The sequence below is a fragment of the Slackia heliotrinireducens DSM 20476 genome, assembly GCF_000023885.1.
Classification (GTDB): domain Bacteria; phylum Actinomycetota; class Coriobacteriia; order Coriobacteriales; family Eggerthellaceae; genus Slackia; species Slackia heliotrinireducens.
Window position 1 is genome coordinate 2,590,152 of the sequence record NC_013165.1, and the last position, 17,388, is coordinate 2,607,539.

Genomic DNA, 17,388 nt, shown 5'->3' on the forward strand with positions numbered 1-17,388 from the left:
GCGGTTATGCCTCCTCTCGCGGCGCGACGATGACGGTGATGTGGCTGGTGCGCTTACGGATGCGGGACGCAGAGCCCTTGGCGCGCGGGGTGAAGCGCTTCATGGTGGGGCCTTCGTCGGCATACGTGGTCTTGACGACCAGGTTGTTCGCACTCATGTCGTGGTTGTTCGTAGCGTTGGCCACAGCGGAATCCAGGACCTTCAGGATGGTCTCGGAGATGGCGCGCTCAGAGAACATGAGGATCTCGCGGGCGCGGGCAACATCCTTGCCGCGGATCTGGTCAAGCACGATGCGTGCCTTGCGGGGGCTCACACGCACGTACTTTGCGGTTGCTTTTGCTTCCATGTGTGCTTACCTCCTTACTTCTTCTTCTTGTCGGCATGGCCCTTGAACGTACGCGTAGGCGCGAACTCGCCCAGCTTGTGTCCGACCATGGACTCGGTGACGTACACGGGCACATGCTTGCGGCCATCATGCACAGCGATGGTGTGACCCACCATTTCCGGGAAGATGGTCGAAGCACGGGACCACGTTTTGACAACGTTCTTTTCGCCAGCAGCGTTCATCGCCTGAATGCGACCCAGGAGACGCGGCTCGACGAAAGGACCTTTCTTCAAACTTCTGCTCACAGTTTCTCCTTAACGTAACGTCGCTTACTTCTTGCGGCGACGGATGATCAGGCGGCTCGACGCCTTCTTCGGATTGCGGGTGCGGTGACCCTTGGTGGGAACGCCCCACGGGCTGACCGGATGACGGCCTGCGGTCTTGTTCTTGCCCTCGCCGCCACCATGGGGATGGTCGACAGGGTTCATGACGGTACCGCGGACGGTCGGACGGATGCCCTTCCAGCGGTTGCGGCCTGCCTTGCCGATCTTCACGTTGGCATGGTCGGCGTTGCCAACCTCACCAATCGTGGCGCGGCAGGTAAGGAGAACGCGGCGCATCTCAGAAGAGGGCATGCGGAGGATGGCGTAGTTGCCTTCCTTGCCCATCAGCTGGATGGAGGTGCCGGCGGAACGGGCCAGGGCGGCGCCGCGGCCGGGCTGCAGCTCGACAGCATGAATCAGAGTACCGACGGGGATGTCGGCCAGAGGCATGGCGTTGCCGGGCTTGATGTCTGCATTGGGGCCGGAGACGACCATGTCGCCGACCTGCAGGCCCTTCGGATGAAGGATGTAGCGCTTCTCGCCGTCCACATAGTGGAGCAGAGCGATGCGGGCGGAGCGGTTCGGGTCGTACTCGATGGTAGCGACCTTGGCGGGCACGCCGTCCTTGTTGCGCTTGAAATCGATGATGCGGTAACGACGCTTGTTGCCGCCACCCTGATGACGGGTGGTGATGCGACCGTTGTTGTTGCGTCCTGCCTTCTTGGGCAGAGGCGCAAGCAGCGACTTCTCCGGCTTGTCCGTCGTGATCTCGGCGAAGTCCGAGACCGTCTGGAAGCGGCGACCGGGGCTAGTCGGCTTGTACTGCTTGACTCCCATTTCTTTCCTAACGTTTGTGGGCAACTGCTCGCGTGCACACTCCATTGCACGTACCAGAAACCCTGCTTACACGGTGTGGAAGCGATGGCCGAACAGGCATTGTTTCGGAGTGAATGCCTTCGACGCCGTTTCCACGCGTCCGGGTGTATCCATACTTCTCCCGACGCAAAGGAAGATTATATAGAGGCAAAAGGACTGCTTCAAGTGCAAAAACCGTCTCCACACAACCTGCGCGAATGCGGTTTCCTGCGTTCGGCCCGGCTCGTACAGATGCGGGAAACGCCCCGAGTTGCCGATGCGGACGTCGAGTCGACATGGATACACCCGGATACGTGGTGTTAGTGTACGGACATAAAAGTTTTTGCGGTGCAACATGCAGGTTCGTAATGTCCTTACATATATAGAAGGGCCCGACGCATCTGGGCATCGGGCCGAATAAAGCTTGCTATTTGGAAGTCTTGCGGGTGGTTTTCTTCGTCGCGGTCTTTCGGGTGGTCCTCTTCGCAGGGGCCTTCTTGTCCTCCGCGCCCTCCTCCTTCTCCTTGCCGGGGCAGTCGAAGTTGGGACACAGCTTCCACGGTCCGCGACCGGTAGTCACAATCACCATGGGTGCGCCGCAGTCGGGGCAAACCTCCTCGGTGGCCTTGAGCTCGCCATGTTGCGGCAACGGGTAGCTTACGCCGCATTCCTCATAGTTCTCGCATCGGATGAACCGCTTCAATGTGCGCGGATTGCGCTGCGCGATGAGTTTCTTGTCCAAGCCCTTTTCGGCGCAGGCCTTGCAGGCGCCTACAATCACATCGGGTTCCTGGTTGCTGTCGCAGTTGGGGTCGATGCACTGGACGCGCGGCTTAGAGCGGAATGCCGTCACCTTGATCTGAGGCATGCCGCACACCGGGCATTTCTCCTCAACCACTTCCACTTTGCCTTTCGGCAGCGGGTAGGTGACATCGCACTCAGGCCAGCCCGAGCACCCGATGAACATGGATTTCGTCTTATTGGAGGCGCGCATCTGCAGGTCCTTGCCGCATTTGGGGCAGGTACCCACATAGGCATCGGCCGCCACGGCGTCGCCCAGGGCGCTGGCGACCTCTTCGGAATGAGGCATGAGCTCCTTAAGCACGTCGTTGAGAATGTCACGGGACAGATCGACGACCTCTTTCTGAGTCTTATCTCCGTCGGCGATCTGGTTCATGTCCTTTTCCAGCTCGGCCGTCATGCCCGGGCTGGTGATCTGCGGCGCGAAACGACCCAAAGCGTCGCACACGGCAATGCCCAGCTGGCTCGGCTCGATGGGGTCGTTCTGGATGTACTTCACATTGTAGAGCCGGTCGATGATCGAATGGCGCGTGGCCTTGGTGCCCAAGCCCAACTTCTCCATCTCCTGGATGAGCTTGCCCTGGGAATAGCGCGCGGGGGGCTCGGTCTGCTTTTGCTCGCAGGTTGCGCCCAGGAAATCGACCTGCTGCCCTTCGTTGAGCTGCGGCAGGATGGTGTCTTTTTTCGCGCCGTAAGGATAGATGGCCCTGAAGCCCGGCTTGACGACCACGTCGCCGCGGGTGATGAACGTCTCGTCATTGACGTCGACAGACACCTTCGTGCCCTCGATGACGGCGGCGTCGGAAAGCGTGGCCAGGAACCGACGTGCGATGAGGTTGTAAAGCTTCCACTCCGCAGGCTGCAGCTTATCGGGGCTGGCGGCCTGCATGGGGACGATGGGCGGATGGTCGGTGGATTCCTGCTTGCCGCGTGTGGGCGTAAGCGTGCCTTTGGCCAGCAGCTGGCGGCAATAGGGCTCGTACGCGGGCACTTCGGACAGGGTCTTCACCATGGCAGGAAGGTCGAAGGAGGACGGGTACACCGTGTTGTCCACACGGGGGTACGACGTGTAACCGGCCATGTACAGGCTTTCAGCCAGGCGCATGGTACGGGCAGGCGACAGCCCCTCGGCGGCGGCCGCAGCCATAAGGCCCGTGGTGTTGAAGGGCGTGGGCGCCGAAACGGTGCGCTTGCGCTTCTCGATGCCGGACACGGTGCCGAACTGGGCGCCGTTGACGGCGTTCATGACGGCGTCGGCCGCTTCCTGCGTCTTGAAGCGACCTTCCTTGTGGGTGGCTTCGAAAGGCTCGATTCCATCGGAGAACTTGGCCTTGATGACCCAGTAGTCTTCCGGCACGAACGCCATGCGTTCGCGTTCGCGCTCCACGATGAGCGCCAACGTGGGGGTCTGCACGCGGCCCGAGGAACGCACGTTGCCGTAGCCCGCGAATTTCACAATGGTGAGATACCGCGTAAGCACGGCACCCCAGATGAGGTCGATCTCCTGACGGCTTTCGCCCGCATGCGCGAGGTTCATGTCCAGCTCGACCAGATTCTCGAACGCATGGGTGATCTCGGGCTTGATCAAAGCGGAATAGCGCGCGCGGGACACCGGGGCCGTGGTGTTGACCTCACGGATGCAGCTGAGCGCATCGGAGCCGATGAGCTCGCCTTCGCGGTCGAAGTCGGTCGCGATGATGATGTCATCGGCCTTTTTCGCAAGGTTCTTCAGGCTGCGGATGATGTCCTTCTCTTTGGGATTCTTCTGAATGGGCGCGTACACCAGGTACGGCAGCGCATCCATCTTCCAGGAACCGCCGATGGCCACACCGTCGGCCAAAAACGGCTTGCGTTTGGTCTTGAACGGCGGCTTAGGCAGAAACGACGGGATGTCCACCTTGTAGCTTGCGCCGTCATCGGGCGTGGCCAGCCAACCCTTGTTGCGCTTGTAGGTGATGGTCGGCACGAAATCAGGTTCGAGAATATGGCCGCGCAGACCGATGGAAACCCACTCTTCCCCATCGCGCTCGAACCGGTATACGGGCGTGTTGTATACCTTGTCGCTTTTCGGTTTCTTCACGCCGAGCAGTTCGGCGATTCTTTGGGCAGCGTTGTTTTTCTCGGTTACGACTAGCTTCATGGACGTCCCCTCCGACACGTACGGAAAGTCTGATTCCCCATTGATATCTCATGCACGCCTTTTGGCGATTGGGTTTTGGGTTGATAGGATACACGATTTTTTGGCAAAGGGAACGAGATCCTGAGCCTAATTTAAATCTGATATTGTCCTGAATCTTTTTGGAACTCAACCTGATTCGAACCTGAACCAAACCTTGCATCAACCTGATTTCCGCCTGAATCCGACCTGATGAACCCTCTATTTGAACCTGATCGCAGGCTGATTTTCCATTCGTACTGCGCACACCTGCTCGCTCACGGCGGCAATTTCGCGCATTGCCGAAGACGCATGAAGCGGAAACGTGAAGCGAAAGGAACGGGCTCCCCATCGTCCGAATATGCGCCCCTTTTGACGCGAAAAAGCACTGACGGCAACCGCCCTCCTGGCACACGGGATACGGAACGGCATCTGGGAATGCGTCGACCGCGACCATCCCAAGACGAGGGAAACAACGCCTTCCAACAAAAAAAGAACGGGCATGAGAGCCCGTTCCTATCCCCTATATATATTTGTAAGGAAAGCTATTCTTGGATGCTCTTGTAGAACGTGCAATCCTCGAAAACTTCTTCGATGTTCTTGCCATCGATCCACTTGATGCGAACAAGCTCGCTCAGTGTAGGAACGAGTTCCGAACAATCCGTAAAGTGACCCTTGTCATTCTTTACGGCACAATCCTGTGCACGCCAATACCCATCGGTGTGGGTAAGGTAATAGGTCTTATCGCCGATCTCCATGAAGATGCGAGTGTGTGCGCGCAGGTAGTTGCAGAACTCGTCAAAAGTAAGTTCGAGCGACTCCTCAGCTTGCTGTCCCATGGCTGACTCCTTCCGTCACAGCTGCGGATCCCATTGAACCGCGGCCTTGCCTCTTATACCGACTATCTTACTATACAAACCCCCCGAAACGAGTTGCGAAACGCAGGCGGTTGCTCGATTTTGGAAATTCTTTCCAATCCGCCATCGTCAGGCGCCCGTCGCCGCTTCGTGATTCGCAATGATTTGCAGCCGCACAAGGATACAAGAAGGGCACCGCGATTACCACGGCGCCCATCCATGTGATCTCGGAATGTTGTTAAAAACTAGAACTCAAGGTTCTTGAAGGCCTCGGGGACCTCCTTGTAGCCCTTGGACTTCACAGCACCGACGATAATGCCGATGGCCAGCCAGATGAAGCCGACGGTCATCGTGAACGTCTCGAAGCCGGTGAAGATGAAGAACAGAATGGCAATGCCGCAGAACGGGCAGATGATGTAGCGCAGGACGGCGTACGCGCCACGCTTGCCCTCGCGGACCCAGAAGTACCAGAACACGGCGAAGTTGAGGACCATGAAGGACGTCAGAGCGCCGAAGTTGACCAGCGTGGTGAGCTTCTCAACACCCAGGAAGGTGAGGACCAGAGCAATGCCGCCGATGAAGAAGGAGGCCAGCCACGGGGTCTGATACTTGGGATGAACCTTGCCGAAGAAGCTCGGGATGACCTTGTCGCGGCCCATGCCGTAAAGCAGGCGGGAAGCGGCCAGCTGAGCGTTCATGATGTTGGCAACGCCGATGGCGAGAATGTTGACAACCAACAGGATGATGTAGAAGGCCTGGCCGCCGACGGCAGCGCCGGTCTGGAAGAATGCGGTGTCAACGTTGAAGCCCGGGGTGTCCAGAGGCATAGCCAGAGCTGCGAAGTAGGTCTGCAGCATGAAGCAGATAACGATGATGAACAGGGCGATCAGGATGCCGCGGCCGATGTTCTTCTCGGGATGCTCGGTCTCTTCAGCCAGCGTGGAGATGCCGTCGAAGCCTAGGAAGTTCAGGCAGGCGATGGAGCACGCAGCTGCGATGAAGCTAGGCGTGACCTTGCCGGGCTGCCAGATCGGGTCGAGGTTGAACTCGCCCGTGCCGCCGCCACCGGAGATGTAGCCGATGGCCAGGACGACGAAGGCGATGACAATCAGGATTTCGACTGCGAAGAAGACGTAGTCGATGCCCTTGGTCATGCCGATGCCGCGGATGTTGACGAAGGTGTTGAACGCGATGAAGGCGACGATCCACACCCAAGGCACCCAAGCGGCCTGGAAGCCGAACAGCGCGTCAACCAGAGCAACGCCCCAGTTGCCGACCATGGTGTACAGCAGTGCAGGAGCGATGCAGTAGTCCAGAAGAATCAGCCAGCCAGAAAGGAAACCGATGTGGGGATTGATGCCGCGCTGCACGTAGGAGTACACGGAACCCGCGATGGGGAACTTGTTGGACATGGCCATGTAGGACAGAGCCGTGAAAAAGATGGCGCAGAAGCCAACCAGATACACGAGCGTCGGCATGCCGCCGCCGTCCGCCATGACGTAGCCGTAGATCGAATGGGGCGCAATGATGACCATGAACAGAACGCCGTAGAGAACGACGTCGGGCAAGGTCAGGCCACGCCTCAATTCCTGCTTGTATCCGAAGGATTCGAGTTGACGAACCTCGGAGCTTTTTTCTGCCATTTCTCCTCCTTAGTAGATGATACTAACGGCAGCATCTTTCGGCGGATGAGATCAGCTTCCATCGAAAGATGCTGAGCTAGGGGCTATGGCGCCACCCCCTAGCAGTTATGTATGGTCAGCCGTAACCGGCCGGAACCCAAAGCAACGAAGACTACCAGGTGAACCCGTAAGCTTCAACAACGCGACGCGGAACCACAAAACGAGCAGTTTTCTGCGGGTCGACGATCTGGCTTACCTGAACGTCGGCGCACAGCGACAGCAGCATGACCAGGTCCTCGGTGGAGATGCCTTCGCAGCGCTCGCTGAGGATGCGGACCATATCGTGAACGGCCGTGTCGCAAGCGGCGTCCAGAGAAGGTTCGGAAGCGATGGTGCAGAACTGGGTGTCGTTCAGCAACGCCGGGTTGGTAAGGGAGCGGTCCTTGAGCACCTCGAAGGAAGCCGTGACCCACGAAGCGATTTCGGCGCCGGAGACGCTGATTTCACCATCGCCCATGACGGCATGCACGTCGCCGCAGCCGAAAAGGGCGCCTTCGACGGAGACCGGGAAGTACAGCGTGGCGCCGGCCTCGATGATCGTGGTGTCCATGTTGCCGCCATGGTGGTCGGGCGTTCCGCAGTTGATGGACTTGCCCGGCTCAGGAGCCACGCCGATGACGCCGATCATGGGACGACAATCGAGCTCGACGCCCTCGTCCCAGATGAGCTTGCCGTCGACGACGGGCTTGACCACGTTGACCAGGCCGTCAGCGAACAGGTCGCCACAGGTGCCTTCGGCTTCGCCGGTGCACATGCACGCCTTAGAATCCACATCGATGGCATGCAGGTGGACCTTGAGAACGTCGCCCGGCTCGGCACCTTCGATATAGATGGGGCCGGTGGCGGGATTCACGCGATCCCAGTCCAGACCGTCGATGGTGTTGTCGGCCTTAAGCTGGTTGGCGAAGCAGTCCTGGGTGCGGATGCGAACCGTATCGCCAGACTTGATGGTCATCACCGGTTCCAAGTCGGCCGAAAACGCGTAGAATACGGCATCATCGTTCAGTTCGAGCATGTTGTCTCCTCCTGCCCTACCAATACGTAACAAATTATACTGAGCTATTATCATACATTTTCGATGCTATGTGGAGCCATTTTTTTACAATCGGAGCCGCCCAGTCCAATATTTTATCTTATGTTTGCCGAGGTTAATTAAAGAAAACGGCTGCGCCGGTCATTTGACGCTGGCGCAGCCGTCGTAAATATGGTAGCGGTTTCCGAGACGCTACGAGCCCAGCACCTCGCCAGCGATGCGGGCGCTTTCGGCGGCATCCTTCGCGTAGAAATCCGCCCCGACCATGCGGGCGTACTCGGGATTGAGCACCGCGCCACCCACCATGACCTTCACGTCGGGCGCCTTCTCACGTAGAAGCTTGATGGCCTCCTCCATGTTGTGCACCGTGGTGGTCATGAGCGCCGACAGGCCCACCAGCTTGATGTCGTGTTCCTGCACCGTTTGCACGATGAGCTCGGGGTCGACGTCCCGCCCCAGGTCATAGACGCGATAGCCGTAGTTTTCCAGCAACATGCGCACGATGTTCTTGCCGATGTCGTGGATGTCGCCCTTGACCGTGGCCACAGCCACGCTTCCCTTCTCGTCCACGTCGCCTTCCGAAGCGTTGCTGCGGATGACGTCGAACCCAGCCTTGGCGGCTTCCGCCGACGCCATGAGCTGCGGCAAGAAGAAGGTTCCCTTCTCGAACAGGGCGCCCACCTCGTCAAGTGCGGGAATCAGGTGCTCGTTGATGACCTCCATGGCGTCGTGGTCGGCCAGCAGCGCCTGGGTGGCTTGCACCATGTCGCCCTTGCGGCCCGTGATGATGAGGTGACGGATGCTTCCGTCATCTTCGGCGGAAGACCCAGGAGCCCCTTCGGCAGCCGGCGCCTGCGCGACAGCCCCCGCATCAAGGGTTTTGCCCGCGTATTCGGCAATATAGCCCGCCGCGCCCTCATCCTGCGCGCACAGCACACGCCAGGTGTCCACCACCTCTTTGTAACGGGTGGCCATGGGATTGAGGATGGGCATGTCCAGGCCGGCGGCAAACGCCGCGGACAGAAACGTCGCGTTCACGATTTCGCGCAATGGCAAACCGAAACTCACGTTGGAAACGCCCAGAACCGTGCGGACGCCCAACCGCTCCTTCACGAGCGTGACGCCCTTGAGTATCTCGACGACCTCCTGCTGGTTGGTGGATGCGGCCATCACCAGGCAGTCGATGGCGACGTGGCTGCGGGGTATGCCGTAGGCTTCGGCGGCTTCCACGATGCGCGCGGCAATGGCGAACCGTTCTTCCCCCGTCGGCGGAATGCCGTTCTCGTCCAGCGTGAGCCCTACCACTGCGCATCCGTAATGTTTGGCCACAGGAAGCACCGCATCCAAACTCTCCTGCTTGCCATTGACAGAGTTGATCAGGGGTTTTCCTGAATACACCCGAACAGCGGCCTCCACGGCGGCAGGGTCCGCCGAATCGATCTGCAGCGGCAGGCCCGACACGCCTTGGATCTGCCCCACAAGGGTCACCAGCGTTGCCGCCTCGTCGATCTCCGGCAGGCCCGCGTTCACATCCAGAACATCCGCGCCCGCCTCGGTTTGGGAAATGGCCTCGTTAAGAACATAGTTGTAATCCTTGGTGCGCAGAGCCTCCTTCAGGCGCTTTTTGCCTGTCGGATTGATGCGTTCGCCGATGACGGCCACTTCCCGACCGCGCAGCACCACGGCGTTTTGGGCGCTGGTCAGGCTGAACGGCGTTTCCACCTCGCGGTGCGGCGGACGCTTCCCTTCCACCATGGCCGCCAGCTGGCGGATGTAGTCGGGATTCGTGCCGCAGCAGCCGCCGATGACCGACACCCCTTCGTCCACCATGGCTTGCACGGCGTTGGCGTATTCATCAGGCATGATGCTGTACACGGTATGGCCGTCCACCACCGAAGGAAGGCCCGCGTTGGCCTGCGCCATCACAGGGCAGGTGGCTGTCTCCAGCATGGCAGACACGATAGGCTGCAGATCGGACGGCCCCAGCGAGCAGTTCACGCCCAGCACGTTCACGCCCAAGGCGTCCAACGTGAGCGCAGCGATCTGCGGGCTGGTGCCCAAGAACGTACGGCCGTCTTCGCCGAAGGTCATGGTTGCGAATATCGGCAGGTCAGAGTTCTCTTTTGCGGCCAGTACGGCGGCCTTCATCTCCAGAAGGTCGGCCATGGTCTCGATGACCAGCAGGTCGGCGCCGGCCGCATCGGCCGCCCGCACCTCTTGGGCGAACAGGTCGTATGCCTCGTCGAAGCTCATGGTCCCCAAAGGCTCCAGCAGCCCGCCCGTCGGCCCGATGTCGCCCGCCACGTAGCGCGCCCCGGATTCGCGGGCACAGGCGACGGCGGCGGCGAAGACGTCCTCGACCGTGGCGGCATCGCCCAGTTTGCGGGCATTCGCGCCGAAAGTGTTCGTGGTGATGGCCTGGCTGCCCGCTTCCACATACTGCCTATGGATGGCGGTCACGCCCGCAGGGTCGGTCAGGCACAAGAGCTCGGGCAGCTCGCCGGCCTCCATGCCGGATGCCTGCAGCATGGTGCCCATAGCACCGTCGAACACCAGGTAAGCTTCGCCGCGCAGCACGGCCGCCAGGTATTCGTCCTTCGTGCGGACCTGGTCGCGGTTTCGAACCTTCGCGATTCCATCGGTTATTGCCAACATGGCGTTCCTGCCTTCCTTAACGAACAGTACGGAGCGCAAACGCAGGTGTCGCAGTTGCGCTTCCAGTTGGCCGGCACCTCGTCGAACAGGCCGATTACGGCCGTCACGCTCTTCGATGGGATGAGCAGATCGGTGTCGGTCACGGTGATGCCGAGCATCTTGTCGGCGCCCAGCGCGCGCACGAACGCAGACTGGATTTCAAGAGGGAAATCCCCGTATCCCGGGCTGTAACGCCAGTTGGCATGCAGCCCCGCATCGGCGGCCTGCGCGACGATTTCCGCCTCGCAGGCGTCGGCCACGCGTTCGACCAGAGACGACCCGGCGCAGCTGTACACCAGGGCGTCCACCGGCCCCACGGCCTTCATCCGGGCGAGCTCCCGTTCGTTGGCAAGCCCCAACGTGCAGGCCAGAAGCGCGCACGCCCGCGCGCCTTCCAGATGCCGGCGGATGTCCTCCCCCTTCAGGACCAGCGCGGCGCCCACGGGCTTGACGCCTTCCGACGAGAATTCCAGGGGGAACGTCCGATGCACGAAACGCGGCTGCGATGTGGCCTCGCAATGGGCGATGACCTGGTCGATGCGGGCGTCGAGCGCAGCATCCACCGACTGCCCGGCATACCCAAGGTAGCGCAACGTTTCGGATTTATCTACGTGATAGCGCGGCATGCCTACACGATGCCGGCCCCTCGCAGGGCCTCCATGACCGCGCTTGCGATGTCCGCGCGGTTCATCGTATAGACGTGCAGGCCGTCCACGCCTTCGCGGCCCAGTTCCACGAACTGATTGCAGGCGTATTCGATACCCGCCTGGCGCAGCGACTCCTCGTCGTCCTCGTAGTGGTTGAGCAGCTTGATGATCGGCGACGGCAAGCTGGCACCGCACATAAAAATCATGCGCGTGAGCTGGGCTTTCGACATAAACGGCATGATGCCGAAGGTAATGGGCACCGTAATGCCGGCGCTGCGGGCCGCATCCAGGAAACGCAGGGCCACGTCGTTTTCGAAAAACAGCTGCGTGACGAAGAACTCCGCGCCGGCGTCCTGCTTCTCCTTCAGATGGCGGATGCTTGCGTCGAAGTCCAGGCAATCCACGTGGCCTTCGGGATATGCGGCCGCACCGACGCAGAACCCGGCTTCACGGGCCAGCGGGATGAGGTCCTTGGCGTAATGGAACACATCGGCGTCGCGGCCCGGCACCTTGTCGCCGCGCAGGGCCAATACGTTCTCGATACCGGCTTCACGCATGCGCTCGAATTCACGGGCGACGGATTCCTTGGTTGCACCCATGCAGGTCAGATGCGCCATGCAGGTGAGTCCGAATTCGTCCTGGCCCATTTTGGCCACGTCCACCGTGCGTTCAGAATTGCCGGCTCCGCCTGCGGAATAGGTGACGGACACGAACGCGGGATTCAGGGGAGCTAGGCCCGCCATCAAGCCACGAGCCTCTTCTACAGGCATTTCGCCCTTGGGCGGGAACGTTTCGAACGAGACGGGAATCTTGCCCGGCTCGTAGACCTTCGCGATGTGCATGGTGAACTCCTTTCGTCAAATCCCATATGGTGCAGTACTCAAGCGGTTGCCCGCTTCGGAAACGGATCCGCCATCTCGGACCCGTTACGCAAACGGAGATGGTCCATTTTCGCAAATAATCGCCGACGTATCACGCGAGATGCGCACAATGTCACGTTCTTGCAATCCAAACGGTACATCGAAAGAGTATTCCTCCATGGTCCGGTTGGCTATACCCACGCGCAACAGACGCCCGTGCACCACTTCCGGGTCGGGGCCGACGACGGTACCCAGGTTGTCCCGCAGGATGTCCGTCAGGTCGGTTTCCGGCGCGGCATGCCATATCAGGTTGCGCACCGTGCATTCCCGAACCGGCGTCCGAGGACTCAGGACCTCCACCGTGTCGCCATCGTCGAACCGGTTGCGGCACACGACGCGCACTTGGAACCCTCCGTCGGCCGGCACGCAGGACTTAACCGTGGCAACCATCTGGTATTTGCGGCTGTATTGTGCAGAAATCGGATTCTGACCTGGGAATCCGTAATAGAACCCCGTGGAATAGGGGCGATGGCTGGTGGTTTCCAGCTCACGCTGCCACACCTCGGGGTCGCCGCCGTCCAGCACATTGCGGTAGGCGTTCACCACCGAAGCCACGTAGTAGGTGCCTTTCGCGCGGCCCTCGATCTTGATGCTGTCGATGCCCGCCGCCGCCAGGTCGTCCAAATGCCCCAGCATGCTCATATCGCGGGAGCTCATAATGAAGCTCCCCTGCTCGGCATCCTCTTCCACCGGGAAGTACTCGCCCGGGCGCGTCGGCTCGGTCAGGGCGTATTCCCAACGGCAGGGTTGTGCGCAACTGCCTTTGTTGGCGCCGCGGCCGGTAAGGTAATCGCTGATCAGGCAGCGACCCGAATAGGCCATGCACATGGCACCGTGGGCGAAGGCCTCGATTTCAAGCCCCTCGGGCAGACGGCTCTTCATGCGTGCGATTTCGTCCAGGTTCATTTCGCGAGCCAGCACGACGCGCTTGACGCCCAAGCTCTGGTACACCTGGGCCGAGGCGGCGTTCATGCAGGACGCCTGCGTGGACAGATGGATGTCAACATGCGGCGCCACCTCGCGGCAGATGGCCAAAGCTCCCATATCCGCGATGATGGCCGCATCGGCGCCGGCGTCTCCCAGCAGCTTGAAGTATCGAGGCAGATCGTCGATGTTCTCGTCGGTCATGAGCGTGTTCACGGTCACATGGACCGCAACGCCGTGGTCGTGTGCGAAAGCGATGGCCCGAGGCAGGTCCTCTTCTTTAAAGTTGTCCGCCCGACGGCGCATGCCGTAGCGCTGCGACGCCAGATACACGGCGTCGGCCCCGAAATGAACCGCGTATTCCAACTGTTCCCAACCGCCCGCGGGCGCCAGGAGCTCCATCTTCGCCATGCAACATCCTTGCTCGTATGAATAAGTGTGACCAGTATAGCCGTTCCCGCCTGCGAGGTTGAAGCCGGCAGGCGTCATGCGGCAAAGCAGCAGATTCCCGCCGAAAGCCGGCTATCGGCGGGCGCCCTTCAGGGCCGAGACCAGGTCGATGGACCGGAAGCGGCGGGCGGTCCGCCAGGCGACGAGCACCGTGAGGGCCATGCCGACCAGCACCATCAGCACCGATCCGGGAAGCGACCACCGCATGAGGTTCGAAATGGAAATGACCGTGGCAAAGAGGCCGTTCATTGGCGCAACGAGCAGGTTTGCCACCAGAACGCCGACCACGGCGCTCACCAATCCGATGGCGGCCGACTCGATGACCAGCAATCCTTCCACATGGCGCGGCGAGGCACCCAAGGACCGCAGAACCGCCAGTTCGTGGGTGCGCTCGATGGCGGCATCGCGGGTGGATGACGACACCATGGACGAGATGACGAGCACGGCAACCGCGCCCACGCAGGCGAACAGCGCCGCCAGCCTGAGCAGCCGGCGACGGATGAGCGTGAGCGCCGTGTCGGCGTAGGACATGGGCACCCAGGTGTCTTCGCAGAACTGGCTGTTGTACCGGTCGATAATCTCGATGGACTGCTCCATGGGGCGAAGGCCGTCGGGATAATACGCCACCGAGTCGGGGCTCGACCGGTCCACGGCTCCGATTGCCGCCATGTTCGCGCGATAGCCCGACGACGCCGCGGCGTCCAGGGCCTCGGCGATGCCCTGCTCGAAGTCGCTGTCGGACACGTCCGCCAGGCGATCCCATTGGGCATCCGTCAAATCCAGAGCTCCCTGGTCGTCGAACTGGTCGGGGTACTCCTCCCGCAAGGCGCTGACCTGCGCATCTGTCAGGCTTTCCACACAGGCGAGCTGGGCCTCGCTCAACCGGTCGATCCGCACGCCTTCCATCATGGCCGCCGCGGCGCCTTCGACGGTCTGCCCGCCGAAGGCTTCGCCTGTGAACACGTCCGTGTCGTAGCGGGCCTGCTGATCGTGCGCGATGTCCGAATCCCATGCCCGGTCGATGAGCTGGACCTCCAGCTCTTGAAGGTACCCGAAGCCGCCGGCGACGTATACGCTGTCCGATTCGGAGGCGGGACGCACCACGCCCACCACCGTAAGGACCGTCGCGTCATTCTGCTTCGACTCCATGTATGCCGCGTCGGCGGAACGGTCCTGCCATACGTTCCCGTCGAAGTCGTACGCGTCGCTTCCCGCAAACGCGCAGAAGGTTACGCCCAGCACATCGTCGTAAGCCATCCGGTCGATACCCGTAAAAACCTCGCCGTCGGTCAGAAGAGCGGCGTCCTCCAAGCCCGCCGCATAAAGAACATAGTCGCTTACTGTGCCGTTCGCGCTGGTCACAAGGACGATTTCGTCATATGCGGCAGGCATGCGCCCGGCCAGCACCTCATACGGCTCGGCTCTGTCCCCTCCGTTCCAAATGAGGGGGCTCCACATGTCCGCCGTGCCGAACAGGTCGGCGGCCGCTTCGTCGGATCCGTCGGCCGCACCCAGGCGCGTTGCCAGAGACGAAGGATTGACTTGGATGAACGCGCCCGTGACGTCCCTTCGGTAAATCAGGGGCGTCACGCCGTAGTCCCGCACGACACCCATCAGGTCCACGTCGGCGTTGGCAGATGAGACCTGGAAGTACGAGAGGAACCGCGACATGCCCGGCACACCGGATACGCCGTTGGCCGCATCCACCGCGGATTCGAGCATCCCGTCGACCCCGATGCTTTCGGCGTCGGCCGCATCGGCATCGGACACGCTGTCCAGCGCGGCGTTTTCGGCTGCGGCGAACGCGGAGTCCGAAACCGTCAGCGGGTACGCCATGATGATGCCTTGTTCCAAGTCGCGAAGGTAATCGACACTTCCCAACAGCAGATTGCCGAACAACCCGAGGCCCAAAAAGCCGATCATGCAGGCCAAGGCGGTGCGCACGATCCGCCGCTTGCAGGCAACCATCCTGCGTTTTGCAAGCCAGATTGAAGACGGAAACGACAGGCCGCCCGCGACGTTCGACGGTTCGGCGGTTCGCGTCTGCACGTCCTTCCGATGTTCGCAGGCAACGACCCGGCCTTCGTCCAACCGCACCACCGTGTCGGCGTAGGTTTCGGCAATGTGTTCGTCATGGGTGACCACCACCACGACGCTGCCGCGGTCGGCGGCTTCGCGCAGCAAGCCCATGATGGCGTCGGCGCTGTCCGCATCCAACGACCCCGTGGGCTCATCCGCCAAAATAACCTGCGGGTTTCGTGCAAGGGTCCGCGCGACGGCCACCCGCTGCTGCTGTCCGCCCGAAAGCTCATAGGGAAGGCGGTCCGCCACGTCGGCCACGCCCGCCCGATCAAGCGCCGACAACGCCTGCCGATGCAGCGCCTCGTCGGTCTGCCCGAATCCAGCAAGCCGCAGCGCCGCCTCGACGTTTTCGACGGCTGTCAAATGGTCTATCAGATTGAAGTCTTGGAACACCATACCCGAGACACGACGTCGGTAGGCATCCCAGTCGAAAGCGTCGTCGCAGGTCACTTCCGTACCGTTAACGACCACGGCGCCTTCGAAACTCCTATCGAGGCCGACCAGCACCGAAAGCAACGTGGTCTTGCCGCACCCGGACGGACCTGTGACGGCCGTCAGCGTCCCCAGCGCGAAGGCCAAGGTGACGTCATCAAGGGCCACAACAGGGCAAGAGCCCGAACGAAACCGTTTCGTCAGGCCCTTGCATCCGAAATATCCGACAGGAGCGGTCATGTGCGCCTTTTATTCAGACGCGGGGCTGTAGGAGAACTCGAAGGGGTAGTCTTCGGCTTCGCTCGCATCCACAACATCAGCGTCGTCAATGTAGAAGGTGTATTCGAAGTCGTCGGTCTCTTCCCAGGTCAAGTCGACCGTCTCGCTCGGATCCCAATCATCGATGCCGCAATTGCCGAAACCGAACACAGCCGTGCCGTCCTCGTCGATCTCGATGCCGTAGGTTTCGACCTCGCCATCTCCGAAATCGAAGGAGATGCGCCAATCGCCCGTGTAATCGCCTTCGGGAATGCCGTTGCCCAGCAGCACGGATGCGGACAGGTCGGTGATATCCTCACCTTCGCCATCTGTCAGGTTCGTAAGCTCGTACAGCGTGCTGCCGCCGATTTCCTCGACTTCTTCCATCGTGCCCGTAATGCTTCCGTCACCCGTATCGAGCACAGCCACGCCTTCTTCGTCAATGGTGACCCTCACGCTGGTTCCGATCAGCTCGCGTCCGCCTTCGCCGCCCAGCTTGTAGGTGCCGGCGATGCCGTCGTTCGATTTGCCTATCAGGCCACCTGACCCCGAAAACGGACCTACGCCCGCGAATGCCGAGATGCCGAGCGCCGCCACCAGCACCACAGCCGCAGCTGCCGCCGCGATGATAGCAATCGGCTTCTTCGACTTCGGAGCCGGCGCCGGAGCGGCGTATGCTCCATACGTGTTGGCCTGCGTCGGAGCGGCTGCGTTGAGCCGGGATCCGCACTTGCCGCAGAACTGGGATCCGTCAGGCAACTGGGTACCGCAATGAGGGCAGAACATCGTCAATCCTTTCCGCAGATTGGGAAACCAACCCAATACTCATGTTTTTGTTCTGGGAGAAGATTACCACAGCATGTCCTGTGTCAAGTTGTGCAACTCTTTCCTTTGCGCTATCAATTGTTCATTACATAAAGCAGCACGATCGACAACGAAAAATGCAATAG

Annotated in this window: 13 protein-coding genes; all 13 read right to left on the reverse strand. The window is 60.9% G+C overall.

Annotation, left to right across the window (positions count from 1 at the left end):
- Positions 1-4 precede the first annotated feature (4 nt).
- Positions 5-346, reverse strand: a complete 342-nt coding sequence (rplV, locus tag SHEL_RS11495; RefSeq protein WP_012799451.1) for a 50S ribosomal protein L22 — start codon at positions 344-346, stop codon at positions 5-7.
- 14 nt (positions 347-360) lie between these two features.
- Positions 361-630, reverse strand: coding sequence for a 30S ribosomal protein S19 (gene rpsS, locus SHEL_RS11500; RefSeq protein ID WP_050749580.1), 270 nt, complete (start codon positions 628-630; stop codon positions 361-363).
- Between the two features lie 24 nt (positions 631-654).
- On the reverse strand, positions 655-1,485 hold the full coding sequence (rplB, locus tag SHEL_RS11505) for a 50S ribosomal protein L2 (RefSeq protein ID WP_012799453.1): 831 nt from the start codon (positions 1,483-1,485) through the stop codon (positions 655-657).
- A 445-nt stretch (positions 1,486-1,930) separates the two neighbouring features.
- Complete coding sequence (locus tag SHEL_RS11510) at positions 1,931-4,444, reverse strand: DNA topoisomerase I (protein ID WP_012799454.1); 2,514 nt, start codon at positions 4,442-4,444, stop codon at positions 1,931-1,933.
- A 560-nt stretch (positions 4,445-5,004) separates the two neighbouring features.
- On the reverse strand, positions 5,005-5,298 hold the full coding sequence (locus SHEL_RS11515; RefSeq protein ID WP_012799455.1) for a hypothetical protein: 294 nt from the start codon (positions 5,296-5,298) through the stop codon (positions 5,005-5,007).
- 263 nt (positions 5,299-5,561) lie between these two features.
- Positions 5,562-6,959, reverse strand: a complete 1,398-nt coding sequence (locus SHEL_RS11520) for an APC family permease (RefSeq protein WP_012799456.1) — start codon at positions 6,957-6,959, stop codon at positions 5,562-5,564.
- A gap of 151 nt (positions 6,960-7,110) precedes the next feature.
- On the reverse strand, positions 7,111-8,013 hold the full coding sequence (locus SHEL_RS11525) for an acetamidase/formamidase family protein (RefSeq protein ID WP_012799457.1): 903 nt from the start codon (positions 8,011-8,013) through the stop codon (positions 7,111-7,113).
- 210 nt (positions 8,014-8,223) lie between these two features.
- A complete protein-coding gene (locus SHEL_RS11530; protein WP_012799458.1) occupies positions 8,224-10,686 on the reverse strand; it encodes a homocysteine S-methyltransferase family protein in 2,463 nt (820 codons plus the stop codon).
- Entirely contained in the window at positions 10,674-11,351 is a 678-nt protein-coding gene (locus SHEL_RS11535; RefSeq protein WP_012799459.1) for a vitamin B12 dependent methionine synthase, read from the reverse strand. The genes SHEL_RS11530 and SHEL_RS11535 overlap by 13 nt, the downstream gene beginning before the upstream one ends.
- Positions 11,352-11,353: 2 nt before the next feature.
- Positions 11,354-12,214: a methylenetetrahydrofolate reductase gene (locus SHEL_RS11540; protein ID WP_012799460.1), complete on the reverse strand. Its 861-nt coding sequence runs from the start codon at positions 12,212-12,214 to the stop codon at positions 11,354-11,356.
- An 84-nt stretch (positions 12,215-12,298) separates the two neighbouring features.
- Positions 12,299-13,627: a U32 family peptidase C-terminal domain-containing protein gene (locus tag SHEL_RS11545; RefSeq protein WP_012799461.1), complete on the reverse strand. Its 1,329-nt coding sequence runs from the start codon at positions 13,625-13,627 to the stop codon at positions 12,299-12,301.
- A gap of 111 nt (positions 13,628-13,738) precedes the next feature.
- Positions 13,739-16,420 (reverse strand): ABC transporter ATP-binding protein/permease, encoded by a 2,682-nt coding sequence (locus SHEL_RS11550; protein WP_012799462.1) that lies wholly within the window; start codon positions 16,418-16,420, stop codon positions 13,739-13,741.
- Positions 16,421-16,429: 9 nt separating this feature from the next.
- On the reverse strand, positions 16,430-17,224 hold the full coding sequence (locus SHEL_RS11555; protein ID WP_012799463.1) for a zinc ribbon domain-containing protein: 795 nt from the start codon (positions 17,222-17,224) through the stop codon (positions 16,430-16,432).
- Between the last annotated feature and the right edge of the window lie 164 nt (positions 17,225-17,388).